The sequence below is a fragment of the Limnohabitans sp. TEGF003 genome, assembly GCF_055395455.1.
The window spans coordinates 3,284,065-3,308,400 of the sequence record NZ_AP029225.1; the positions used below are offsets into that span (position 1 = coordinate 3,284,065).

General features: G+C 54.9%; 14 protein-coding genes and 2 pseudogenes. 15 read left to right on the forward strand and 1 reads right to left on the reverse strand.

Translation table 11 applies throughout. From position 1 onward, the window contains the following. Nucleotides 1-2 precede the first annotated feature (2 nt). From ACZ5RT_RS15620 to ACZ5RT_RS15640, 5 genes are all read left to right on the forward strand, one after another. Complete coding sequence (locus ACZ5RT_RS15620) at nucleotides 3-8,951, forward strand: two-partner secretion domain-containing protein (RefSeq protein WP_464453064.1); 8,949 nt, start codon at nucleotides 3-5, stop codon at nucleotides 8,949-8,951. A 332-nt stretch (nucleotides 8,952-9,283) separates the two neighbouring features. Continuing rightward, entirely contained in the window at nucleotides 9,284-9,559 is a 276-nt protein-coding gene (locus ACZ5RT_RS15625) for a hypothetical protein (RefSeq protein WP_464453065.1), read from the forward strand. 66 nt (nucleotides 9,560-9,625) lie between these two features. After that, nucleotides 9,626-11,857, forward strand: a complete 2,232-nt coding sequence (locus ACZ5RT_RS15630) for a DUF637 domain-containing protein (RefSeq protein WP_464453066.1) — start codon at nucleotides 9,626-9,628, stop codon at nucleotides 11,855-11,857. Between the two features lie 7 nt (nucleotides 11,858-11,864). Further along, complete coding sequence (locus ACZ5RT_RS15635) at nucleotides 11,865-12,398, forward strand: hypothetical protein (RefSeq protein ID WP_464453067.1); 534 nt, start codon at nucleotides 11,865-11,867, stop codon at nucleotides 12,396-12,398. Next, nucleotides 12,395-12,628: an ESPR-type extended signal peptide-containing protein gene (locus tag ACZ5RT_RS15640; RefSeq protein WP_464453068.1), complete on the forward strand. Its 234-nt coding sequence runs from the start codon at nucleotides 12,395-12,397 to the stop codon at nucleotides 12,626-12,628. The genes ACZ5RT_RS15635 and ACZ5RT_RS15640 overlap by 4 nt, the downstream gene beginning before the upstream one ends. Before the next feature lie 258 nt (nucleotides 12,629-12,886). Here ACZ5RT_RS15640 and ACZ5RT_RS15645 read toward each other — a convergent pair whose 3' ends face one another. After that, complete coding sequence (locus ACZ5RT_RS15645) at nucleotides 12,887-14,359, reverse strand: IS5 family transposase (RefSeq protein ID WP_464452555.1); 1,473 nt, start codon at nucleotides 14,357-14,359, stop codon at nucleotides 12,887-12,889. Nucleotides 14,360-14,453: 94 nt separating this feature from the next. Here ACZ5RT_RS15645 and ACZ5RT_RS15650 point away from each other — a divergent pair, with 94 nt between their 5' ends. The 10 genes and pseudogenes from ACZ5RT_RS15650 (at nucleotide 14,454) to ACZ5RT_RS15695 (ending at nucleotide 23,908) form a co-directional block, all read left to right on the forward strand. Beyond that, complete coding sequence (locus ACZ5RT_RS15650) at nucleotides 14,454-14,675, forward strand: helix-turn-helix domain-containing protein (protein WP_464454234.1); 222 nt, start codon at nucleotides 14,454-14,456, stop codon at nucleotides 14,673-14,675. 212 nt (nucleotides 14,676-14,887) lie between these two features. Beyond that, the gene (locus tag ACZ5RT_RS15655) at nucleotides 14,888-15,544 is read left to right on the forward strand and encodes a Tn7 transposase TnsA N-terminal domain-containing protein (RefSeq protein ID WP_464453069.1); all 657 of its coding nucleotides are present in this window, start codon (nucleotides 14,888-14,890) and stop codon (nucleotides 15,542-15,544) included. Next, nucleotides 15,510-17,492, forward strand: coding sequence for a DNA-binding domain-containing protein (locus tag ACZ5RT_RS15660; RefSeq protein ID WP_464453070.1), 1,983 nt, complete (start codon nucleotides 15,510-15,512; stop codon nucleotides 17,490-17,492). Before ACZ5RT_RS15655 ends, ACZ5RT_RS15660 begins: the two co-directional genes overlap by 35 nt. Next, nucleotides 17,492-18,382, forward strand: a complete 891-nt coding sequence (locus ACZ5RT_RS15665; protein WP_464453071.1) for a TniB family NTP-binding protein — start codon at nucleotides 17,492-17,494, stop codon at nucleotides 18,380-18,382. The genes ACZ5RT_RS15660 and ACZ5RT_RS15665 overlap by 1 nt, the downstream gene beginning before the upstream one ends. After that, nucleotides 18,379-19,212, forward strand: a complete 834-nt coding sequence (locus ACZ5RT_RS15670) for a TniQ family protein (protein WP_464453072.1) — start codon at nucleotides 18,379-18,381, stop codon at nucleotides 19,210-19,212. The genes ACZ5RT_RS15665 and ACZ5RT_RS15670 overlap by 4 nt, the downstream gene beginning before the upstream one ends. Next, the gene (locus ACZ5RT_RS15675) at nucleotides 19,209-20,255 is read left to right on the forward strand and encodes a TniQ family protein (RefSeq protein WP_464453073.1); all 1,047 of its coding nucleotides are present in this window, start codon (nucleotides 19,209-19,211) and stop codon (nucleotides 20,253-20,255) included. The genes ACZ5RT_RS15670 and ACZ5RT_RS15675 overlap by 4 nt, the downstream gene beginning before the upstream one ends. A gap of 130 nt (nucleotides 20,256-20,385) precedes the next feature. After that, nucleotides 20,386-20,726, forward strand: a pseudogene (locus tag ACZ5RT_RS15680) (transposase); the annotation flags it as partial. A gap of 126 nt (nucleotides 20,727-20,852) precedes the next feature. Then, on the forward strand, nucleotides 20,853-22,325 hold the full coding sequence (locus ACZ5RT_RS15685) for an IS5 family transposase (RefSeq protein ID WP_464452555.1): 1,473 nt from the start codon (nucleotides 20,853-20,855) through the stop codon (nucleotides 22,323-22,325). A 20-nt stretch (nucleotides 22,326-22,345) separates the two neighbouring features. Beyond that, nucleotides 22,346-23,248: pseudogene (locus ACZ5RT_RS15690) on the forward strand (IS3 family transposase); the annotation flags it as partial. Nucleotides 23,249-23,338: 90 nt separating this feature from the next. Beyond that, complete coding sequence (locus ACZ5RT_RS15695) at nucleotides 23,339-23,908, forward strand: hypothetical protein (protein ID WP_464453074.1); 570 nt, start codon at nucleotides 23,339-23,341, stop codon at nucleotides 23,906-23,908. Nucleotides 23,909-24,336: the final 428 nt, after the last annotated feature.

Sequence of the window (24,336 nt, forward strand, 5' to 3'; positions counted from 1 at the left end):
CTATGTCAAACCCCACAAGCTTCGTCCACCGTCACCGCAAAGCCATTGCCCAAATCATCATGGCGGTTTATTTGGCCAATCCCTTGTTGGTCACGGCGCAAGTCATCCTCAATGCCAGTACACCCAATGACGGCCGTCGGGCTTTTGTAGACCAGACACAAAATGGCATCACCAAAGTGAACATCGCCAGCCCCAACGGGGCAGGCGTTTCGCACAACACCTATCAGCAATTTGATGTGCCCAAAGCTGGCGTGGTGCTCAACAACGGCGCCACCAACAGCAACACCCGTCTGGCCGGCTGGGTTGAAGGCAACCCCAACTTGTTGCCTGGGCAAGAGGCCAAACTCATCCTCAATGAAGTGGTGGGCGGCAAACCTTCTCAATTGCAAGGCTATGTCGAAGTCGCGGGTAAAAAAGCCGATGTCATCATCGCCAACGAGTATGGCGTGACCTGCAACGGCTGTGGTTTCATCAACACCGAACGCACCACACTGACAACCGGAAAACCAGTTTTCAACGGCGACGGATCTTTGGGGCAATTGCGTGTAGAACAAGGCCAAATTCAAATTGGTACGGAAGGCTTGCAGGCCACAGGTAGCCGCTTGGACATTCTGAGCCGTTATGTCAATGTGCAGGGTGCAGTGCATGCAGACCAAATCAATGTGGTCACGGGCAGCAACACCGTGGATTACGTCAACGGACAAACCACCCGCCTGCAAACGCCTGCCAATGGCAAACCACGTGGGCTGGATGTTGGCCAATTGGGCGGCATGTACGCCAACCAGATCACCCTCATGGCCACAGGCCAAGGCGTGGGCGTGAACTTGGATGGTCAATTGTTGGGGGCTGGCCAGGTCAGCATTCAGTCAGACGGCACACTCCGACACAAAGGCACCACGCAAGGCGATAGCGGTGTCCGCATCGAGGCGAACGAACTGGTCCAAAGCGGACAACTTCAAAGCCAGCAGACCATTCAAGTGCAAGCGGGCAAACTGAACAACAGCGGCACACTGCTAGCAGTGCAACAAGTACAACTGCTTGGCGACGACATGGTGCAAGCGGGTGCCATACAGGCCAGGCAAATTCAGATCAACGCCACGGGCAATATCGACAACAGCGGCACATTGACTGCAGGCACTGGTGGCTTAAGTGTGCAAGCGGGAGCCACGTTGGAAAACCGCACCACAGGCCGCATGCAATCGCAGGCCCAGATCACCTTGCAAGCTGCACAGCTGAACAACGCAGGGCAAATCATGGCCCAAAGTGATGTGCGGCTGCAGGCACAAGACCTGCAAAACAACGCCTCCATACAAGCCGTGGGGCAACTCACAGCCCAGGCACAGCGCATTCAGAACAGCGCCACACTCTTGGCCAATGGCGTGACATTGACCAGCCAGACCCTGAGCAACAGCGGTCGCATCGAAGGCGAACGCCTGACCCTGCAAGCGCAGGACGCCCAATCCACACTGACCAACAGCGGTCAGATTGCCGGCTCCCACATCCAGATACAAGGGCACGCTCAGCTCAACAACACGGGCAAGATCAGCACCGCTGTCGATGCCACGGCGTCCACTGACAACCTGCAAAACCTCAGCATTCAGGTCGGGCAACTGAACAACAACGGCGGGCAATTGATCGCCCGTAACCAGCTGGACCTGCAGACAGAGCGGCTGGACAACCGCAGCGGCACCATCGCCACCATCGACGGTGACCTGCGAATCCAAAGCAACGCCATAGACAACCGAAGCGGCCAAATCTTGCAGCAAGGTGCCACCAAAGTCATGCACTTGCGGGCCACCGGTGCCTTGCACAATGGCAGCGGTCAAATTGAGGGCCAAGGCCAAACTCTGAATTTGGAGGCCGCAGAACTGAGCAACAACAGTGGCCAAATCCAACACACCGCCACGGTGCAACCCGGACAAGCCGAACCGGTTATGACGGTGACGGTGACGCCCAGTGCGCATGGCAGTGGGCAACTGCAAAACATCCAAGGCACCCTCAGCGCAACAGGTCAACTGCGCATTCAAGCCCATGCCTTGATCACCGACGCCAGCGACCCACGGCGTAGCCAAAGCAGCACCTTGCAATTCATGGACAAAGCAGCAGCCCAAAGCGGCTCGGCACCCAGTGGCAGCGGCTACGACTGGCAAGCCGACATTGCAGCCAATGAAAAAGCCAACGGAGCCAAAGCCGAGGCAGACCAAAAAGCGGCGCAAGCCCAAACCGCCGCCCAGCAACTGACCCAGGCCAACACACTCTTGAGTCAGGCACAAACCCAAAAATCCACCACAGCTAGCGCGCTCACGCAAGCCCAAGCGGATCTTAGCGCTGCGCAAACCCAGGCGACAGCGGCGCAAGCTGCAGCACAGGCAGCACCGCAGGACGCCACGCTGGCCCAAGCCGCGCAAACCGCACAAGGCCAAGTCAGCACCGCACAAAATGCGGTCAACCAAGCTCAAACCGCAGACCAACAAGCTCAAACATCACTCACCCAGGCACAAGCCGATGCCCAAGTGGCACAAGCCAGCAAGGCAGCCGCTGACAGCGCCAATGCCACGGCACAAGCTGATTACTTGGCTGCACAGGCCGAAGTCAAAACCGTGACCGATGGCACCAGTGGCAGCAGCACCTCGGCCTCTGATGTCCCCAAACCCACCGATTTGCAACTGAGCACGCCCACCTCACCTGCCGAGACCAACAGCGGTTCATTGGTTCAAGCAGGACGCAAGCTCACCCTCACGTTGGGCGCGGGCGGCCTCGACAACCGCCAAGGTCGTTTGCAAGGTCAAGACATTCAGGTGCAAACGCAGGGCGACATCTGGGCCGGGCAAATCAACGCGCAAAACAGCCTGAGCCTGCAAGCCGACCAAATCGAAGCCGAACAACGCATCCAGGCGAAAACCGTGCACATCAACGCACAGCGCCTCAACAACACAGGCCGCATTGAAGGCACTCAAGAACTCCAAATTGAGGCACAACGCCTGGACAACAGCGGCACCCTGCAAAGCGCCAACACACAACTTCAAGGCCAAACTCCAGGCAGCCCGACAGACCTCGTGCTCAACAACAGCGGCTTGGTGCAAGGCTACGTCAACCTCAACATCGATGGGGTGCAAGTGCTCAACACCGGCACCTTGTCTGCAGGCCAAGCCCAAATCCGGGGCACTGACCAACTGGAAAACCGGGGCGTTATTTTCAGCACCGGCAACATGAGTCTGCAAGGGCAAGACATCGTCAACAACCAGGCCCGCATTTACAGCATGGGCGACCTTACGGTGGAAGGCGCTCAAGCAGGCCAGGCCGCAGGCAGCGTCTTTAACTACGCCGGACGCATTGAGGCGCAAGGCGACGTCAACATCAACGCCGACACGGTGACCAACCGCGCCGTGTTGCCCAGCGTCAACCAGCGTGGCTTTGTGGAACATATCAGCCAAGACGGCAAAATCATCACCCGCGCCACCGACACATTCAACGCCGACGGCAAAAAAGCCGAAATCATCGCCGGCAAAAAGCTCAACATCACCGCCAAGACGGTGAACAACGACTACGGCATTCTCTCGGCCTGGCATCAGGTGAACGTGACCGCAGACACCCTGAACAACACTGCCTACGGCGCCATTCAGACAGAAAACATGGTGGTCAAAGCCGCCTGCTACAACTGCCACCAAACCGTGCGTTACGCCGACAGCTGGGGTGGCCGAATCGAAAGCGGCGGCGCTGCCAATTTGCGTGCCCTGGTCATCAACAACAGAACCACCGACACGCGAGACGGCTTTGCGGGCTTGTCTTCAGACCCACGCGTGGTCATCGTGGACGAACGCTCGGGCACCCAATCGCCCTTGACCAAAGCCTTTGTCGACCGCTTTGGCATCGTCACAGGCCCCAGCACCACAGCAGGCGAGAACGCGCCAGCCCCTCTGCCTGGCCCCCGTTTGCTCAGCGACAACCTGGTGCTCACCGCCTATGGGCGCTTTGACTTCAGCCGCTTTGTGCTGCCTGATGGCAAAACTGGCTTGTTTGAATTGGCCGACCCTGCATCGCCCTACCTCATCCAAGGCCGCACCGACCTGATCCCGCGAGAAACCGGGGCACAAAACACCGTATACAACCAATTCCTGGGTTCTGACTACCTCATGACGCGCCTGGGCCTGATCCCGGGCGGTGCCAAACGCTTGGGAGACGCCTGGTACGAAACTCAGCTTGTGCAAGAACAGCTGTACGCCCTGAGCGGACGACGCTATTTGGTGGCAGGCACCACCAGTGACTACGACCTCATGCGCAGCCTGATGGACGCGGGCCTGCTGGCCCAAGCCCAGCTGCGGCTGGTGGCTGGAGACCCCTTGAGCCCCGAGCAGCAACAAGCGCTCAAGCAAGACGTTGTCTGGCCCGAATGGCAAGACGTGGCGGGCCAGCGCGTGCTGGTGCCCAAGGTGTATCTGGCCCAGAAGCAAGACGTCCCGGGCAGCGCCCAGCGCCAAGTCGGTGCGCTCATTGCCGGGCAAACTGTGGACATTCAGACCACCGAACTGAACCAAAGCCACGGCCACATCGCAGCGGGTGGCCCGCTCAACATCAACGCCAAAGGCGCTGTGCAAGGCTCGGGCAGCTACAGCGGCGGCACCAGTGTGGCTGTGGTGGCGGGCAACATCGACTTGGCCAACGCCAGCGTGCAAAGCGCAGGTTGGCTCAAGCTGCAAACCACCCAAGGCGACCTGAACTTGGCCGCCATCCAAGTCAAAGCCGCAGGCGACGCCACGCTGCAAAGCGCAGGCGCATTGAACCTGACCGCACAAAAGCACGAAGCCCACGTGGTGCGAGGCGATGGCAGCGCAAAAGACGAAGTCAAATACGAAACCACCAACATTCAGGCCGGTGGCAGCGCCACGATCACCAGCGCGGGCGACTTGACGGCACAAGGCAGCACCATCTCCGCAGGCCAAGACCTCAAGCTGCAATCGACCGGTGGCCGAGTGCAACTGCAGGCGGTGACCAACACCGAAGATGTGACCGTCAAGTCCACAGCGCGCACCAGTGGTTTTGTGATTCAAGACACAGAGTCACAAGAGGGCTCATCTTCGCTGCTGAGTGTGTTGAGGCAAAGCACCACCACCCAAAAGCTCAGCCAAAGTCAAACCCAAGACAGCGTGGGCGTGACACTTAAAAGTGGCGGCAGCACCCAAGTGCAAGGCGCCCAAGATGTGACATTGCAAGGCACACAAATCCAAGCCGGTCAAAACATCCAACTCCAATCAGACCAAGGCAATGTGCAACTGCAGGCCATCACCGATATTCAAAATACACAAGAACAAACCAAGAGCACAACCCAAACACGCGGATTTTTTGGCCGTTTGATCCAGCAAAACCTGGACGGGCCCGACACCCAAAACAGTCAAATCAACCATGCCGAGCAAAGCCTGCAAGGCGTGCGCTTGCAAAGCGGCGGCAGCACCCAAATACAGGCGGCCAAAGACATTGCGGCACAAAGCCTGCAACTGCAAGCCAGCCAAAACGCCCAACTGCAAGCTGGTGGGCAGCTGACGCTTGACAGTAGCACGGTGGATGCCAAAGGCACGTTGGGCATCAGCGCGGCCGCGGCAACCATCGCCAACAGCCTGCTGCAAAGTGGCAACAACCTCGGTATCCAAACCACCCAAGGCGACTTGACGCTGAGCGCCAGCGACATCAAAGCCGCAGGCAACGCCACGCTGGACAGCGCAGGCACCTTGCAACTGTTGGCCACCGAGCAAAAATCCACCGTTGACAACACCAGCACCACCCGCCACAACCCCAGCAACGTGCAAGCCGGTGGCAACGCCACGCTCACCAGCCAACGCGACCTGACGGTGCAAGGCAGCACCATCAGTGCAGGCCAAGACCTGAAGCTGCAATCGACTGGCGGCAGTGTGGACCTGCAAGCCCTTAAAAGCAGCAGTGACACCAGCAGCACCAGCACCAGCGGCCGCAGCTTCTTTGCCCGCACCAGCACCACCACGACCCACACCGAAGCGGTGCACGGCCCACAACTGCAAGCCGGTGGCAACGCCCAAGTGCTGGCCGCGCAAAACCTCAACGCCCAAAGCCTGCAACTGCAAGCGGGCGGCAACGCCACCTTGGCAGCCGCAGGCACCCTGGCGCTGACCAGTGAACAAGCCTACAGCCGCACCACAACTGGCAGCGACGTGCGCCAAAGCCTGCAAACCGAGCGCACCCAAATCCAGGCCGCAGGCAACACCACGCTGTACGGCCAGCAAGCCGTGCAAATCGATGCTGCAGATGTGCGCGCAGGCGGCAACGCCCGCGTCAGCAGCCAAGGCAGCGTGGTCCTGGGGTCCAACACCGACACCGAGCAACGCAATTGGACCACCAGCAGCTCCAGCAGCACTTGGTACGGCAAAACCAAAACCACCACCACCCAACACCAAACGCTGGACCAAGAGGCCGAGCGCACCCGCATCCAGGCGGGCAGTGATGCCGTGGTGCTGGGGACCAACGTGGGCAGCATAGGTGCACAGGTTTCTGGCAAAACCCTCACGCAAATCGAGGGGGCAGACCAAACGCTGCTGTACGACGTGCAGGAGGTCCACCAATACAGCGCCAACAGCCAGACCCGCAAAGGTTTCTTGGGCATCACCTACAGCAAAAGCTCAAGCCAAGACAGCAGCCTGCAAAGCAACGCGCTGCCCACCGAGCTCAAGTCAGACCAAGCCGTGCGCGTGGGCGTGGGGGCCGTGACAGACGTGCGCGGTGCGGTGCTCACTGCCCCGCAAATCGAGTTCTACCGAAGCGCCAACGCAGACACCACAAAACCGGGCGAGCTGATTCTGGGCGCGAGCACCAATACAAGCCAAACCAGCCATACAGAAAAAACCACCACGGCCGGCGTGTGGCAAGCGCAAAGCGGCCAAGGGCAAACCAGCCAAACGGCCAACCAGACCCAGATCAACGGCCAGCTGGTGATTGGCCAAGGCATCCAGACCAAGGTGCAAATCCCGGAAGGGGCGCTCAAAGACCAGATCATGCAACTGGCCAGCCAACCGGGGCAGGGCTACATGGCCGAGCTGGCCAGCAACCCCAAAGTCAACTGGGAGCAGATCAAGCTGGTGCACGACCAGTGGCAATACAGCCAGCAAGGGCTGACGGGGGCAGGAGCTGCGCTGCTGGCCATTGTGGTGGCGTACGCCACGGCTGGAATGGGCACGGCCTTGGTGGGCACGACCACCACGACAGCGGCCACGGCGACCACAGCGGCGGTGAGCACCACCACGGCGGCAGGCACAACGCTGGCCACCACCACGGCCGCTACGGCGAGCACGGCGGCTGTGACCGTTTACTCGGCAGCCGGTGCTGCGCTGAACGCGGGGTTCAGCGCCTTGGCCTCCAGTGCGGCGGTGAGTTTTGTGAACAACGGGGGGGATTTGGGGCAAACGCTCAAGGACTTGGGCAGCAAAGACAGCATCAAAAATATCCTGATCTCGATGGCCACGGCGGGAGCGCTTAATGAGCTGGGCAAGGCCAACTTGATTGGCAACAAAGCGCTGAGTCAGATCACGGCAGCAGACGGCTTCACGGCCAACCTGGGCAAGAGTCTGATCAACAACATGGCCAGTGCGACGATGAACAGCGCACTGACGGGGGCCAAGCTGGAGGACAGCCTCAAGACTGCTCTGACGAGTGCGGTGATCAGCGCGGGGGCGGGGCAAGCGGCCAGCACCATCGGTGACATGACCAAGGATAGTCCTGCGGTCAAAGCGCTGGCGCACGCGTTGGCTGGGTGCGTGGCTGGGGCTGCGGGCTCGGGAAGCCAAGGTTGCCAAAGCGGGGCCATTGGGGCGGTAGTTGGCGAGCTTGCAGCCCAGTGGTACGACCCAACAGGTAACAAACCGAAGGGCGAGACACTGGAGTTTGTGAAAGTGGTCTCGGCAGCGGCAGGAGCTTTGACGGGCGACGCCAGCGCAGCCAGCGTGAACACGGCGGTGATGACGGGGGTTAACGCAGCAGAAAACAACTACCTGAACCACACGCAGTGGAAAGAGTTCACAGATAAATTGACTGCATGCAAAGGAGACAGCGGTTGTGAGGGGCGTATTCGTCAGGACTACGTGCAACTCAGTAAATTGCAAGACGCTGAGTTGGCCACCTGTAACAAACGCGGTGATTGCGCCACTTTGAAGAATGATGTGATGCAAGGACGGGATGCCATGCTGACCTTGGTCAACACCGGCAAGCTGCCGGATGCCTATGCCGGTGCCATGGACATGCAATACATGGGCCAAAGATTGGCAACCGATGCCACATTCAGAAAGCAGGTCGCCAATTCGGTCGAATACATGAACTGGTGCGGCAAAAATGCCAGTGCATGCAACCAAGATCAGCTGCAAAAAGCAGCCGGCATGAGCATGCTGGTGTTGGGGCCAGTGATTGCGGTCAATCCGCAACTGGTGGCTGCTGTGTTGTTGGCGCAAAACGGAGAGCGAGCCAGCTCGGCAGTTATTGGTGGGGGCGTGAATGTGCTGGCTCAAGCGCTTAGCTCAGGTCAGGTTGACTCGGTGGATGTGCTCAAGGCGGCAGCTACCGCTTACGCTACTGCTGGTGCAAGCTTGGCCACGACCACGGCGGTCAACGTGGGGGCGGAAGGAGCGGTGAGCTGGGCAAAAGATGAATCCCAGTCGGAGGCGTTGAGCAAGATGTTGCTCAGTGCGTTGGGTACTGGCGTTGGATATAAGCTTGGAGATATTGGGAAAAATCAAATCAGTCAGTTTACTGATTCATTCAAAGCAACTTTGGTATCAAAGCCAACAGGCTTTTTGACGATTGAAGGTCCATATTCGAAAAACATTTTACCCAGTTCTGTAGGCTCAGGTGTAGGCAGTGTTATCGGTGAAAAGGTTTCTACATACAGTGCTGATGTGAAGGATTTCTTGAGTCAGTTTCTTCTATTGGATAAAAAATAATGTATATAAATAAACTTCTATTAATTTCGTTACGAATCCTTGCTGGAACCTTGATTCTTCCTGCGGGTGTTGGTTTGGTTTTAATTGGTGCGATGATTTTTAATGCTCCTTTCAGTTATTTTCTTGGGCGGTGTACGAATTTAGAGACGTGTTTCTTGAGTAGGCTTTCATCTGAACTTCAGCGCAGCGATTTTTGGAAATTCATATTTGCCATGTGGATTTGTGGAGTTTTTATTGTAATCATTCAAATTTACAGAGATTGGAGTGCTCGATGAGCATCAGATGTTGATGTGAATGAAACCTGAAACAATTAATTTTAAATTGAGCGTCAAATGCATAAGGCTCTAATTTTGTTGCTGTTTCGATTATTCCCGATTACTCTCATTGCCCCTGCAGGATTCATTGTTCTTGCAATAGTAATTGGTTTTTTGGTCGGTTCGCTAGGTATTTTTGTTGATGGTTGCAATGGCTTTTATTCTTGTTATTGGGCGCCATTCAAAAATTGGGCTGAATCGGAAAAAACATGGAGGCTTTTGGTGCTGCTTTGGGTAATAGGGTTGGTTGCTGTGTATTGGAATTTATATCGGAGATTAAAAAGTAAACAGTGAACATGAACCTGATGACCGTGTCGTCACCATCCATTAACGACACCTCTGTGTGAATGAGCGAAATGCATGAACAGCCATATCCCCCGCATCATCTTCAACAAATCCAGAGGTTGCTTGATGGTGGTGGGCGAGAACGCCCGCAGCAGCGGTGGATATGGTTGTTCAGCGGTTAGGGGAGTTAGCCGCAGTAAACGTTGCACCACCAGCAGCCAAGACAGCAGCCTGCAAAGCAACGCGCTGCCCACCGAGCTCAAGTCAGACCAAGCCGTGCGCGTGGGCGTGGGGGCCGTCACAGACGTGCGCGGAGCGGTGCTGCAGGCACCTCAAGTCGAGTTCTACCGAAGCGCCAACGCAGACACCACAAAACCGGGCGAGCTGATTCTGGGCGCGAGCACCAATACGAGCCAAACCAGCCATACAGAAAAAACCACCACCGCAGGCGTGTGGCAAGCGCAAAGCGGCCAAGGGCAAACCAGCCAAAGTGCTAACCAGACCCAGATCAACGGCCAGCTGGTGATTGGCCAAGGCATCCAGACCAAGGTGCAAATCCCGGAAGGGGCGCTCAAAGACCAGATCATGCAACTGGCCAGCCAACCGGGTCAGGGCTACATGGCCGAGCTGGCCAGCAACCCCAAAGTCAACTGGGAGCAGATCAAGCTGGTGCACGACCAGTGGCAATACAGCCAGCAAGGGCTGACGGGGGCAGGAGCTGCGCTGTTGGCCATTGTGGTGGCGTACGCCACGGCTGGAATGGGCACGGCCTTGGTGGGCACGACCACCACGACAGCGGCCACGGCGACCACAGCGGCGGTGAGCACCACCACGGCGGCAGGCACAACGCTGGCCACCACCACGGCCGCTACGGCGAGCACGGCGGCTGTGACCGTTTACTCGGCAGCAGGCGCAGCGCTGAACGCGGGCTTCAGCGCCTTGGCCTCCAGTGCGGCGGTGAGTTTTGTGAACAACGGTGGCGATCTGGGCCAAACGCTCAAGGACTTGGGCAGCAAAGACAGCATCAAAAATATCCTGATCTCGATGGCCACAGCCGGAGCGCTGCAAAACCTGAGCGAGGTGATGACGATCGACGGGCAAAAGCTCTCGGCCATCAACGCCAAGGACAGCACCTTTGGAGCGAACCTGGGCAAGAACCTGATCAACAACATGGCCAGTGCGACGATGAACAGCGCACTGACGGGGGCCAAGTTGGAGGACAGTCTCAAGACTGCTCTGACGAGCGCGGTGATCAGCGCGGGGGCGGGGCAAGCGGCCAGCAGCATCGGTGACATGACCAAGGAAAGCCCTGCGGTCAAAGCGCTGGCGCACGCGTTGGCTGGGTGCGTGGCCGGGGCTACGGGCTCGGGCAGCCAAGGGTGCCAAAGCGGGGCCATTGGGGCGGTAGTGGGTGAGCTGGCAGCGCAGTGGGTGAACCCTGATGGGCTCAAATCGAATGGGGAAACGCTGGAATTTGTGCGTTTGGTCAGTGCGGTGGCCGGAGCAATGACTGGCGACGGCAGTGCGCAAAGTGTGAACACGGCGGTGATGACGGGGGTGAATGCGGCGGAGAACAACCGCCTGTTGCACTTTGATGAAAAAGAGCGCATCCGCTTGGTTGCAGGGGGCGACGCGGCTAAGCAAGAGAGGTTGACCAAAGCGGCATGCTTTGAGGTCAAGTGCTGGGCGCAATACCCCGAAGGCAGTGCGCTGTACAAGACCAATTATGTGAGCGTTGCTGAGATGGGTGGCATGCAAGCCGAATGGGATTGGGTGAAAGGACAAAAGAGCCTAGGAACGTTTATCTATACGCCCACCCAACAGTTCACAGACTGGGTGGCGGCAAGCACGGGCCTGGCTACCGGTACGCTGCGCGGCAAGGTGCTGGGCACAAGCGTTGCAGCCATCACCAGCCCATGTGCCAACGGTGATGCAGGTTGCATCACGGGTATCGGGCAGCAACAAAATGCACCGCTGACTGAAGCAGAAAAGAAAGCCCGAGCAGAGTATTTTGGCAGTTGGAGCACGGAGTACCAGCGCAGCGCCAACTTGGCGGCGACGATGAGGCTGCCGCAGGTGGCGTTGTCGTATGAGATAGCTTCGGGTGTGACGGCTTTGCTGGAGCAGGCTTATCAGCCGAGTATGGGGAAGGTGTTGGTTGAACCGAGTTTGGACAAAATTGCAGATGAAGTTGCGAAAAGATCGGGTATTCCTCTTGTTATTGTTCAAGAAGTAGTAAATAACCAAATCAAGCCATCGTTCAAAAATCTGATCGATACGATTGATACCGCAGCAGGTTTGAAGTGAGGAATAAATGAAACTTCTGACGTTAGCTTTAGTGATGGGCTGCGCCCTTCTTTTTGCCCCTTGGTACTTGATAAGTGAACCAGGCATTGGATCGATTGCCCTTTCAATATGTGGTTTCTTGTTGATTGCGATTGTTGGGTACAACGCCCAAGCTAGTTTGATGGGCATGGGCGAACCAGGTGAAGAGCTGTTACAGCAAGCTTTGCGCTGGTTCCGAATCAAGGTGTTACGTCAAAAGCTGGAACCTTTGCCTCAGCCGGAGCCGTTGGAGCCTCATCAAAGCATCGCCCCTGAACCCCCGCTGAGCATGTTGTCCAAATCGGTGCAAGGCATTGGCTTGGTGTTGGTGATCGCGCCCACTTTGTTGGGTTGGAAGGTGGGCAACGACACGCGCATGGCGTTCATTGCCGTGGGCAGTGTGCTTATCATGGCGGCACGTCGCAAGTTACCACCCACGGAACCGAATGATCCCCCCCACGGACAAGAGTGGTTGCAAATGGTTTGGGCTAGGGTTCGGGGCGTGTTCAAAGACAAACTGTGAACAGCCTGCATCACCGCGTCACCTTCAATCAGTCACGAGGCTGCCATATGGTGGTGGGTGAGAACGCTCGCAGCAGTGGTGGACACGGTTGCTCAGGCGTTCGGCGCAGCAGGCGCAACAAACGCCAAAGCGGTCAGGGCAGCAACACCACGGCCGCAGTCATCACCTGCACGGCAGCCAGTGCTGCGCTGAACGCGGCTTCAGCGCTCTCGCCATCAGTGCTGCGGTGAGTTTTGTGAACAACGGGGGAGATTTAGCACAGTATTTTATCTTCACCATTACCTAGTGCTATTGGAGATGTTTGGCATGAATATAAAAGAGAAAATCAAAAATATGATGTGATATCACATCATTTCATTTGACACTTGTATAAATTAACAGTTGCAGTTAATAAGAATTTAATGAAAAATTAAATAACTTATTGGCAATTGCAAAGATGACTTTGTCCACAACCTTGGATCTAATTGGTCGCCCCTGCAAAATTCATTTCAAGCCAGCGCCCAGCGTTGATCTGAGTTTTGCAGTCGTTTGAGGCCGAAGATTTCTGCCAATTTCTCAAACAAACCCGCTAAACCACTCACCTGCAACAGGCACAACAAAAGGCCCAGGCCTTTCTTGGCGATCATCCGCAGCAGCCAGCGGATGTTGTAGCCCGCCGCGCACAGCACCGCGTGCAGCGCATCACCCTCTGAGCCCTTGAGGTGGCAGCGATCCATGCGGTGATCCGCTTTGAGGTGCCCGATGATCGGCTCGATGGCTTGGCGGCGTTTGAGCAGCCTGCGCTCTTCATCTGTGAGCCGCTTGTCCTTGCCACGGTGTTTGATCTCGATGTGCGGGTTGTCCTTGTCCACACCCCGGTAGCCCAGGTCGGCGTACACCACCTCGGGCTTGACCCCCAAGCCTTGCATCAGGATGGCGCTTTGCTCGATCTGCTCGTGCATGGTGTGTCCGTCATACGGGTTACCGGGAAAGCTCCTGGCGCCCACGATCAGATTGCCCTTGAGCGTCATGGCCAGACCCACCTTCACACCAAACTCGTAGGGGTTGCGGCTTTTACCTTTAGAGATGCACTCCACCTCGGGTGCATGCCAGCTGTAGAGCTTGGCGCGGTTGTCCACTGCCTTGCGGCTGCCGGTCTGCGTGACCAAGCGTTTGGCCTTGCCCAAGGTCTGGCCCAAGGTGTCTTGTATGGCTTGGCTGAGCGTGGTCATCTTGCGAGCCACCTCGCGCTGCAGCCGTCCAACGATGGTGCGCTGGCGTTTGATCATTTTGCGCATGCGTTTGAACTGACGGGCATGGGCATAGCGCCCAGCCTTGTAGCCCAGCAGTTGCCCTTCTTTGGCGTAGGTTTGCTTGAGCTCGATGCCATTGGCTTTGGCCACCTCGACCACCTTGGACCGGGCCGTCTCCAGCAGCTTGCTGTCGGTGGGGTGCGCCACGGCTTTCTCTTGCACCGTGGAGTCCACGATCACGCGCGTCAACTCTTTCTTGGCGATCAGCTTGAGCGTGACGGCCACCTCCATGGTGCGGGCCAGCAGCTCTTCCACACCTTCTTCGCCAAGGGCTTTACGGAAGCGCCCCAGTTGTGTCGGGTCGCACGGCCATTGGTGCTCGAAATACTCATTGCCAGAAAAGTATTGCCAAGTGGGGGTCTCGCCCCAACGCTGAATCACGTCTTCATCGCTCTCGTTGAACGCATGCTTGAGGTACAGCAGCGCCACCATCAGACGGGTGGGCAAACGAGGACGGCCAGCATTGGAGACGCCGCCACCGGCAACGGCCGAGACCGGGCCAAACAAATCCAAATCTTCGATCTTCTTGCCCGCCTTGACCTGGCGTGCCCAACGATGGGCGAGGGAAGCTTCGATTTCTTGCCAAGGCATGCGGTTGGCCAGTACCGCAAGCGGGTGACGCAAATCGATCATCTGGTCCAGGCGGTTGCGGAAAAAGTCATCGGTCATGGCGCTGCTTTCAAAAACTCCCAGAAAACAGCCTCCATTGAATAACTATTTGAGAGTTCTGACCATCCGGATTCACCCCAGATCACAAGCATTCATGCGGGTTGCAGGGGTTTTGCAGGGGCGACTAATTGATGCGCAAAAATTGACTCAACTTCGAGTGGAGATGAGGCGAAGAGGCGAGACTGTAACGGGATGGGCACGCCAACATGAGTTCACGCCATCGCTCGTCTATGCGGTATTGGCAGGGCGTTCAAAAGCCCACCGGGGACAGTCTTATGAGATCGCTGTCAAGTTAGGGCTGATCCAGATTAACTGAACACTTTAAGGATTCAACAAAAACAGAACCCATAAAAACAAACGCCAACCCCTCTTGCGAGAGATCGGCGTTGCCAGCAGCAGTGATGCCACCTAGGATTGAGTCCCTTGGGTGAATTTTCTCTGTAGTTGGCAACGACGTCAAGTCACGCCAGTGCGTTCCTGATGTTTCAGGGGCATTGGCTGTCGTTTATTGATCCACCAGAGAAAATCATGGTCAGAAAAGTTATCACCCGCTCGCCTCATCGAGAGGTGGGCACAGTCAATGCGCAGTGGCTGCTTAGTCACCCAGTACATCACGAATCACATTTAGAGCGCAGGTTCATCATGACCTGCCTTGCATGCCCATGTGTGCGCGATGTGGAGCATCAACCAGAAGAAATTGAGATTCCGGGCGACCAGACATCAAAGTACACACCAGATTTCAGGGTGACGTTCGACGATGGTCAGCAAGAAATCGTTGAGGTCAAACCACGCAAATTCGTCGCAAAGCACCAAGACAAGTTAGACGCGGCAAACAAGCTGTACCGCAAAAAAGGCCTGAAATTTCACGTCATCACTGACGAAGAAATTGATAGAAATGGACTGGGTTTGCGGGCCATACATCTGATGAGTTTTGCGAGGATGTGGATTTCACAAGATCTAGAAGATGCATTGGTGAAGGAACTCGAAGGAAGTTTTGGAGGTTCTACACAGGTCGAAAAATTGGTCGCCAAAGGTTTTTCAAGTTATGTGATCTGGAACCTTGTCGCTCGACAGAAGTTGAGAATTCCTCCAGGCATCAATCTGAGCGATGCCGAAACAGTTTCCATCAATCAAACCAAGGAGGATGCAAGTGATCTCTTTCACTCGTGGTTTGATATTACGTAAGGGCATGCGTGAACTGGAATTTGAACGACAGATCGAGCACGAAAAAGTGCAGTTCAAATTTCTAGATACGCATGAAGTGATGACGTACAACTTGGCCAAGTTGTACAAGCAAATTCAGTCCGGTGAATACGCGGTTGTGAAGTCACTGCCAGGTGATGCACCAGCCAATCAAAATGGGCAAACATTTGAGCTGCCATCAAAGCTGACCACAGCCCAAGAGGCGGTGATTGCATTTCGACTTAAGTTCGTGGCAAAGGCTCGCAAGCTTGGCATCACCAAGGGAGCGATCTCTCGACTCAAGGAAGTGGTGGAAAAAGTTCAGGTCCTTGATGGCATCGACAAAGAGGAGAGTGAAATATTCCGGTCGATGAAAAAGCCCAGTCCTTGGTCCATAAGTCGCTGGATCAATTTGTACGAATCCAGTGGTGAAAATTCCTACGCACTTCTGGATCGCCGTGTGGTCAAAAAGTCTGTGCTTCGGTTGAGTGCTCAGGCAGAGTCATTCATGGAGCAATTGATTGCCAAGGTCTATCTGCAGTTATCCGGGCCGACCATGCGAAAAACACATGAAATTCTCGGCAGAGAAATCCGACAGCACAATCTGATGCAAGGTGAGAGTGTTGCGATACCGTCACTCAGCACTTTAGAAAGGCGTATCGAACAAATACCTGGGTACATCGTCGATTACAAACGACTGGGTCCGGGCTACGCAAAAAATAAGTGGCGTTACAGCCTTGCAGGGGATCAGAGCAAGCGAGTTCTTGAGCGCACGGAGATTGACCACACATTGCTGGATGTTTGGGTGCTGGACCCCAAGTCGGGCTTGCCGCTTGGTAGACCCTGGATCACCGTTTTGATTGACCGGTACTCAGGGTACATCCTGGGAGTCTATATCTCGTTTTATGGACCCTCAGCTTCAACTGTTGCGGCCTCAGTGAAGATGGCCATATCACCTAAATCAGGGCTACTTGAGGTGATCCCAGATGTGAAGTACCCATGGACTGCAATGGGTGTTCCTGAGTCGATTGTTGTGGATAACGGCATGGAGTTTCACTCTGCAGCGTTCCGGCGCATTGCGTGGGAACTACGTACAGATGTGATCTTCAATCCAGTAAGGCAACCATGGTTGAAGTCATCAATTGAGCGAACCATGATGGAGTTCAACCGTGTCTTGCCAATGCATGGACGCGTTTATCCGCCGTTAAAAAATGCAGATCGCATAGATCCCAGGAAAACGGCATTGATTGAGTTTTATGACTTGTGTCGTTGCCTCATGGTCTGGGCAGTAGATGAGTTTCCGCGACATATTCACCCCAAGACTCTGGTTCGTCCTATCGATTTATGGGAAGAGGGATTGCAGGAGGTTCCCCCTCCTCGTTTGCCACTTCAAACTTTGCAACTAGATCTTGCAATGGGTTTACAGGCCAGCAGAGTGGTGGATGGTGATGGTGTTTTTTTCAAGTACCTCAGGTTCAATAGCCCGGAACTGCAAGATTATCGCAGCAGCATGCGGGGAAATTTCCGCACAGAGCTTCGTATTAATCCCGACAACATCGGTTCCATGCATGTGCACCTGCCAAAGGTGGATAAGTGGATTGTGGTTCCCATGCAAAGGCCATCACATGCTTATGGTCAGGGGTTCTCATTGATGCAGCACGAGTTGATACGAAGAGAAGCCAAAGCCAAGTTGACCAAGTCCAACGCATACGAAGTGCTTGAGCAAGTCCGACTACAGACTGAGGAAATCTGGGGTTCTTTCGCCAAGCGCGGCAAACAAATCAGAAAGGCAACGGATCTCATTCGAAGCCAGGGGTTGACGTCCGCAAAGTTGGTTGTTGAAGAACCCTCCTCTCCCCCATTACCCGTCCCAGAGGTCTGTAAATTGTTTGAGAAGAATTTGCCCAAAGTGATTCCATTCAAGGGATTTTCTATGGCGGAGGACGAATGATGTTTGATGAAGTAAATCGCTTCAATTCGCCGAAAGCCATAGAGGCCGGAAAGCAAGTCATGGCGGTGGTTGTTCAGCACAATAAATTCAACCAAGTTTTTAACAACTGTATTCAGCAGATTGAATTGATGCAGTCAATTCGAACGCCTGGGGGAATTTTGATTCAAGCCGATCCTGGTATGGGCAAGACGCTCATGCTGCAGATGGTGAAAAAGCATCTGACAGATCAGGGTAACGCCAAAGAAGCCAACCGATGCCTTCATATCCAACTGGATAGTGGTGTGGACACACACAAGCTGGCTACATCTATGGTCTATGGACTTGGATTTCCGATGATGCCCGCAAGGCTGTCTTTGGAAAACATGAATCAGATGATCAGCAAGGGAATGGAACGCTTGCGTCCATTGGCGCTGCTAATCGATGAGGCTCAGCACATGTGCGAGGGTAACAGGGACATCACAGCCAGAGCTTTGACTGATTGGCTCAAAGTTCGAATGGATCTTTTTGGCATGCCGGTCATCTGTACGGGGACCAGGACGTTGGAGCGGTTATCGATGATCAATCCGCAGTTTGTCAGCCGTGCCTCGACAACTTTTGTTATGGATGCTTTTGACGCGGGAGATGAGTGGCGTCAAGTGCTGGCTGCTTTTGCGCAGATGGTGACGGCTGTTGATTTGTCTGTGTTGACCGGACCAATGTTCAAGCCCATTCACTTTGCGACAAAAGGCAACATGCGGGCGCTCAAGAAACTGCTTCTGTTTGGTGTGATGCATGCCGCTGAAAATCATAAAAATGGCGACAAGCCGATATTGACGTTGACTGATTTGAGTGTCGCTTATGAATTCACCTACGGAGAAGTCACCGGACGAGCTAATCCATTTATCAAATGAAAATCAGTTCAAAGACTGGAATAAGCCGTCGAGGAAAAATTGCTTCGACGGTCATCTTCCCAATAGCACCACAGCCATTTAATGATGAGAGCCCCATTTCGTGGGTGCAACGCCTGTGCGGTGAGCACCACTGCAGTTATGTCGCTCTGGGAAAATTGCTCCGAAAACTTCCGCCGAACCATGACTGGGACACTTCCTGTAGTGCGGAAGCATGGATAGAACTTTGCCAGTTGGCGGATCAAAAAAGTATTGCATGCAGTATTGCGATATGGGGATATCAAGCGTTGTTTTCTGCCGTTGGCCATGATCTTTGGCCGTTGCGTCAGCAAAAGTATCCAAGTTACAAGTGGTGCACTGAATGCTGGCGTGATGACTCTGTGCCGTACTTACGATGGACGTGGCGATTGGAAAGAGTAAGGACTTGCAGCATTCATTACACCGAATTGGTGAAGAGGTGTCCGTGGTGCGATTCGCCTATGGCATTGACGCGAGCATTGCTTACGACAAGTGGAGCATTTGCAGGTGTACCCAACCTCTCGTTTTGCGGCAAATGTGCGTTACCGATGGCTGATACAAGTGTCGGTGTTGGTAGCCAAATTAAAAGAACTTTACGGGAATTTTTTGGGGACTCATGGTGTTATTTGCATGAGGAATCTCTAAAGATACAAGCCAAGATATCAATCTTGCGCGCCCAGCTTGCGCTAGAAAAAATTCAAACATGGCAATCAATTGAAGAGCTTGACCTTCTAAAAAAGAAACTGATACGGACACAAAAATCTGCACAACTATTTTTGGAGCAGTTCATGTCTGACAAGGGAGTGCCCCTTTGAAAACCATTTATTGGGAAGGTCCGAGTGACGATGTTGTTTCAAACATCGGAAGTGAGGACGCATATCCGGTGCAGGATGACATTCGAACGGGTGAGTCTGGCCAAGGTTATGTCTTGAGAATGGCGCGTGCCAACTTCTTGACCGGATTGGCTGAAATTCGCAGGCGACTTGGCAAACATTTTTCCACTACGCTGATCACGATAGACGCATCCTATCTCTCTCAATGGTTTGGCGCGGATCTGGCAAATCTGAAGTGGGCATTTGAGGAGGTCGACAACATAGATGGTGTTGGTCTTGTTAACGACAAAAATTCATGTTTCTATGCCGGTCACTTCATCCCGAGGCGTAACTTTCTGAATCGAATGGCTCCCAGAGTTTGTCCTGCCTGTCTTGCCGAGGGTGATCACTGCCGAGTGACCTGGGATTTTTCGTTTGTAACAGCTTGTCCAAAGCACGAATGCTTGTTGATCGATCAGTGCCCTGGATGCTTGAAGGCCATCAGTTGGCAGCGACCGGCTGTTGATATCTGCAACTGCGGAACTTATTTGAATGATCCGGATCTTTGTTTGCAAGATCCATCAAATGTGTTGGACCTTGAGGTTTCACGGTGGATGTGCCAATGGATAGAGGGTTTGCCAACTCAGAAAACGAGTTCAACGGGTGACTTGCCTTTGCTTCGATTAATCAGGCCTTTGTCATTTCGTGGTGGCATGCACATTCTTTGGGTGCTCAGTTTGGCGGAAGAGACCAAGGTGATAAACAACAACTCCGTCATCGATGGGCAGATGCTGGAGCGTTGTCGTAAGACCATTTTGAAAGCGAACGAGTTCAGCCAAAAATTGGCAATGAATGATCTTGAGACTTTTCGTTCAAAGAAGAGGCAGACACTGATTCCGCAGCTTGCGCTGTTCATGCATAAGTCATATACGTATGAAGATCGAAGTTTGGCGCAGTCATTGATATCAACGATCTTGAGAGCTTCGGGGAAATATCCAAAGACTATTGGTGGGCTGCATGTTCAGCTGTCGCTGTTTTCGGACTGAATGACAACTTCCGTAAAGCTATTATTTCAATACGAGAGATTCAAATGCCAAATGGAAAGACTTCAAAAAAGGGCAAGCAGTGAATCGCCCCGGATTTTGAGGAGGCTCCACACTTTGAGAAGATGGAGCCATGAGCAAGAAATCAAACCGTTTTTCACCCGAAGTGCGCGAACGCGCTGTCCGCATGGTGCTCGAACACCGCGGCGAGTACCCATCTCTTTGGGCCACCATTGAATCAATTGCCCCCAAGATCGGGTGTGTGCCGCAAACCCTCAACGACTGGGTTCGCCAGCACGAAGTTGATGCAGGCATGCGCGATGGCCTCAGCTCTGACGAGCGAGCCCGCATCAAAGACCTTGAGCGTGAAGTCAAAGAACTGCGCAAAGCCAACGAGATCCTCAAGCTGGCGAGCGCTTTTTTTGCCCAGGCGGAGCTCGACCGCCGACTCAAGTCCTGAGAGCCTTTGTAGATAGTCGCCCCTGCAAAACCCCTGCAACCCGCATGAATGCTTGTGATCTGGGGTGAATCCGGATGGTCAGAACTCTCAAATAGTTATTCAATGGAGGCTGTTTTCTGGGAGTTTTTGAAAGCAGCGCCATGACCGATGACTTTTTCCGCAACCGCCTGGACCAGATGATCGATTTGCGTCACCCGCTTGCGGTACTGGCCAACCGCATGCCTTGGCAAGAAATCGAAGCTTCCCTCGCCCATCGTTGGGCACGCCAGGTCAAGGCGGGCAAGAAGATCGAAGATTTGGATTTGTTTGGCCCGGTCTCGGCCGTTGCCGGTGGCGGCGTCTCCAATGCTGGCCGTCCTCGTTTGCCCACCCGTCTGATGGTGGCGCTGCTGTACCTCAAGCATGCGTTCAACGAGAGCGATGAAGACGTGATTCAGCGTTGGGGCGAGACCCCCACTTGGCAATACTTTTCTGGCAATGAGTATTTCGAGCACCAATGGCCGTGCGACCCGACACAACTGGGGCGCTTCCGTAAAGCCCTTGGCGAAGAAGGTGTGGAAGAGCTGCTGGCCCGCACCATGGAGGTGGCCGTCACGCTCAAGCTGATCGCCAAGAAAGAGTTGACGCGCGTGATCGTGGACTCCACGGTGCAAGAGAAAGCCGTGGCGCACCCCACCGACAGCAAGCTGCTGGAGACGGCCCGGTCCAAGGTGGTCGAGGTGGCCAAAGCCAATGGCATCGAGCTCAAGCAAACCTACGCCAAAGAAGGGCAACTGCTGGGCTACAAGGCTGGGCGCTATGCCCATGCCCGTCAGTTCAAACGCATGCGCAAAATGATCAAACGCCAGCGCACCATCGTTGGACGGCTGCAGCGCGAGGTGGCTCGCAAGATGACCACGCTCAGCCAAGCCATACAAGACACCTTGGGCCAGACCTTGGGCAAGGCCAAACGCTTGGTCACGCAGACCGGCAGCCGCAAGGCAGTGGACAACCGCGCCAAGCTCTACAGCTGGCATGCACCCGAGGTGGAGTGCATCTCTAAAGGTAAAAGCCGCAACCCCTACGAGTTTGGTGTGAAGGTGGGTCTGGCCATGACGCTCAAGGGCAATCTGATCGTGGGCGCCAGGAGCTTTCCCGGTAACCCGTATGACGGACACACCATGCACGAGCAGATCGAGCAAAGCGCCATCCTGATGCAAGGCTTGGGGGTCAAGCCCGAGGTGGTGTACGCCGACCTGGGCTACCGGGGTGTGGACAAGGACAACCCGCACATCGAGATCAAACACCGTGGCAAGGACAAGCGGCTCACAGATGAAGAGCGCAGGCTGCTCAAACGCCGCCAAGCCATCGAGCCGATCATCGGGCACCTCAAAGCGGATCACCGCATGGATCGCTGCCACCTCAAGGGCTCAGAGGGTGATGCGCTGCACGCGGTGCTGTGCGCGGCGGGCTACAACATCCGCTGGCTGCTGCGGATGATCGCCAAGAAAGGCCTGGGCCTTTTGTTGTGCCTGTTGCAGGTGAGTGGTTTAGCGGGTTTGTTTGAGAAATTGGCAGAAATCTTCGGCCTCAAACGACTGCAAAACTCAGATCAACGCTGGGCGCTGGCTTGAAATGAATTTTGCAGGGGCGACTAGATAAACATCGTGCCACCTACGGGGTCGAGCCGATTTGCAAAGTGCTGCAAATTGCCCCCTCTGGTTACAGATGCCATGCTGCCCGCCAACGCAAACCCGAACTGCTTTGCGCCCGAGCCAAACGCGATGAAGCCCTGATGCCAAAGATCCAAGCCGTCTGGCAGGCCAATATGCAGGTCTATGGGGCCGACAAGGTCTGGCACCAGATGAATCGTGAAGGAACTGAGGTGGCGCGTTGTACGGTCGAGCGGCTCATGAAACGCATGGGGTTGCAGGGTGTGCGCAGGGGCAAGGTCGTGCGCACGACAGTCCCGGACAAAGCAGCTCCCTGCCCGTTGGACCGGGTCAACCGTCAATTCAAGGCCGATCGGCCCAACCAGCTGTGGGTGTCGGACTTCACCTACGTCAGCACCTGGCAGGGCTGGCAATACGTGGCCTTTGTGATCGATGTGTTTGCCCGGCGCATCGTGGGCTGGCGGGTGAGCAGCTCCATGCGCACGGACTTTGTGCTCGATGCGCTGGAGCAAGCGCTGTTTGACAGGCAACCCGAGCGCTCGGATGCCTTGATACATCACTCGGACAGGGGGTCACAATATGTTTCCATTCTCTACACCGAACGCCTGGCCCAAGCTGGGATAGAGCCCTCGGTGGGCAGCCGTGGCGACAGCTACGACAACGCCTTGGCCGAGACGATCAATGGGCTGTACAAGGCCGAATTGATCCACCGCTGTGCGCCTTGGAAAACCAAGGAGGCACTGGAGCTGGCGACCCTGGAATGGGTGGCTTGGTTCAACCACCACCGACTGCTCAGCTCGATTGGGTATATTCCACCGGCTGAAGCTGAGGAGAACTACTACCGGCAGCTAGCCGGCAAGAACGAGACCGAGGTCTCAACTTAAACCAACTGGCCTCCACGAAAACCGGGGCGATTCATTGTGAATGGCTTGACGTTGCTACTGCAATCGCTTCCAGCATAAACTTTGCTTCTTATGTTGGTGCTCCTCAGACCGTTTTCGTTTCTTTCCATTCGCCACTCGTCAAGTTTGCCGATATGGGTGAACTGGGCTTTGCCGCTGGTGGCTACCAGCGTGTCTTTGCTTGCTTTGCACCTGCTGGGCGCAGATGTAAATGTAAATGTGTTCGGCACGCAGGGACTGCTGGACAGGGTGCTAGCTTTCGTCCAAACCTTAGCGGGCTTCTACATTGCGGCGTTGGCTGCGGTGTCTTCGTTCAATAGCCCGTATCTGGACCAGAAGATGCCTGCGCCGGCGCCCACTATGTACATCATGTACAACAAAGGAATGGAGCGTGTAGCCCTGACGCGCAGACGCTTTCTAACCTCGATGTTTGCCTACCTCACCTCTTTGAGCTTCTTATTTAGTCTGATGGCCATCGTTACCCTAGTGCTGGCACCTGCGCTCAAGCAGTCCCTGCCCAATGCCGTTTATGTTTTGCATTGGGTGGGCGCAGGGCTTTTCTTGATTGCACTTTTTCAGATGACGTGCGTGACATTCTGGGGTCTGTTCTATTTGGGTGAACGAATGATCACGCCGGACTGATGTTGGAGCAAATCTATAGCATTCGAATGGTTAGCATCCCCCGAATGACCGCTACCTGCCACGGTTTCAACTAGTCGATGCTGAGGGTAAAGCCAATGACAATTCACGGTGTAAACCAGTCCATTTGACTGTCGCCTTGGGCGCGTAGAAAGACCAAATTGGTATCCTCAGAAAAATTGCAACTTCAGTGACGCAAAACCGGAAAAGTAGCAACTTCGGTGACGCATTGATAGCAAGTACTGTGACGTAAATTTCAGTTCGCCTATAAATATCAATAACTTAGAAACCTAGGGTTAGCAACTTCAATGACGTTCCGCAGCTGCTGCGGAACGTCACTGTCTTTGCTCTGCGTTACCGATGACGAGACGACCAGCCCATGAAAAAAGGAAACATGCTTTCACATGTTTCCTTTGCGTATTCCAGGCCCG

What these genes read in the sequence shown, in the direction of transcription:
- ACZ5RT_RS15645 (WP_464452555.1), bottom strand. Translation starts at nt 14,359, where the DNA reads ATGACCGATGACTTTTTCCGCAACCGCCTGGACCAGATGATCGATTTG.
- ACZ5RT_RS15665 (WP_464453071.1), top strand. Translation starts at nt 17,492, where the DNA reads ATGTTTGATGAAGTAAATCGCTTCAATTCGCCGAAAGCCATAGAGGCC.
- ACZ5RT_RS15635 (WP_464453067.1), top strand. Translation starts at nt 11,865, where the DNA reads ATGAAACTTCTGACGTTAGCTTTAGTGATGGGCTGCGCCCTTCTTTTT.
- ACZ5RT_RS15630 (WP_464453066.1), top strand. Translation starts at nt 9,626, where the DNA reads ATGAACAGCCATATCCCCCGCATCATCTTCAACAAATCCAGAGGTTGC.
- ACZ5RT_RS15655 (WP_464453069.1), top strand. Translation starts at nt 14,888, where the DNA reads ATGGTCAGAAAAGTTATCACCCGCTCGCCTCATCGAGAGGTGGGCACA.
- ACZ5RT_RS15625 (WP_464453065.1), top strand. Translation starts at nt 9,284, where the DNA reads ATGCATAAGGCTCTAATTTTGTTGCTGTTTCGATTATTCCCGATTACT.
- ACZ5RT_RS15650 (WP_464454234.1), top strand. Translation starts at nt 14,454, where the DNA reads ATGCGGGTTGCAGGGGTTTTGCAGGGGCGACTAATTGATGCGCAAAAA.
- ACZ5RT_RS15685 (WP_464452555.1), top strand. Translation starts at nt 20,853, where the DNA reads ATGACCGATGACTTTTTCCGCAACCGCCTGGACCAGATGATCGATTTG.
- ACZ5RT_RS15695 (WP_464453074.1), top strand. Translation starts at nt 23,339, where the DNA reads ATGTTGGTGCTCCTCAGACCGTTTTCGTTTCTTTCCATTCGCCACTCG.
- ACZ5RT_RS15670 (WP_464453072.1), top strand. Translation starts at nt 18,379, where the DNA reads ATGAAAATCAGTTCAAAGACTGGAATAAGCCGTCGAGGAAAAATTGCT.
- ACZ5RT_RS15620 (WP_464453064.1), top strand. Translation starts at nt 3, where the DNA reads ATGTCAAACCCCACAAGCTTCGTCCACCGTCACCGCAAAGCCATTGCC.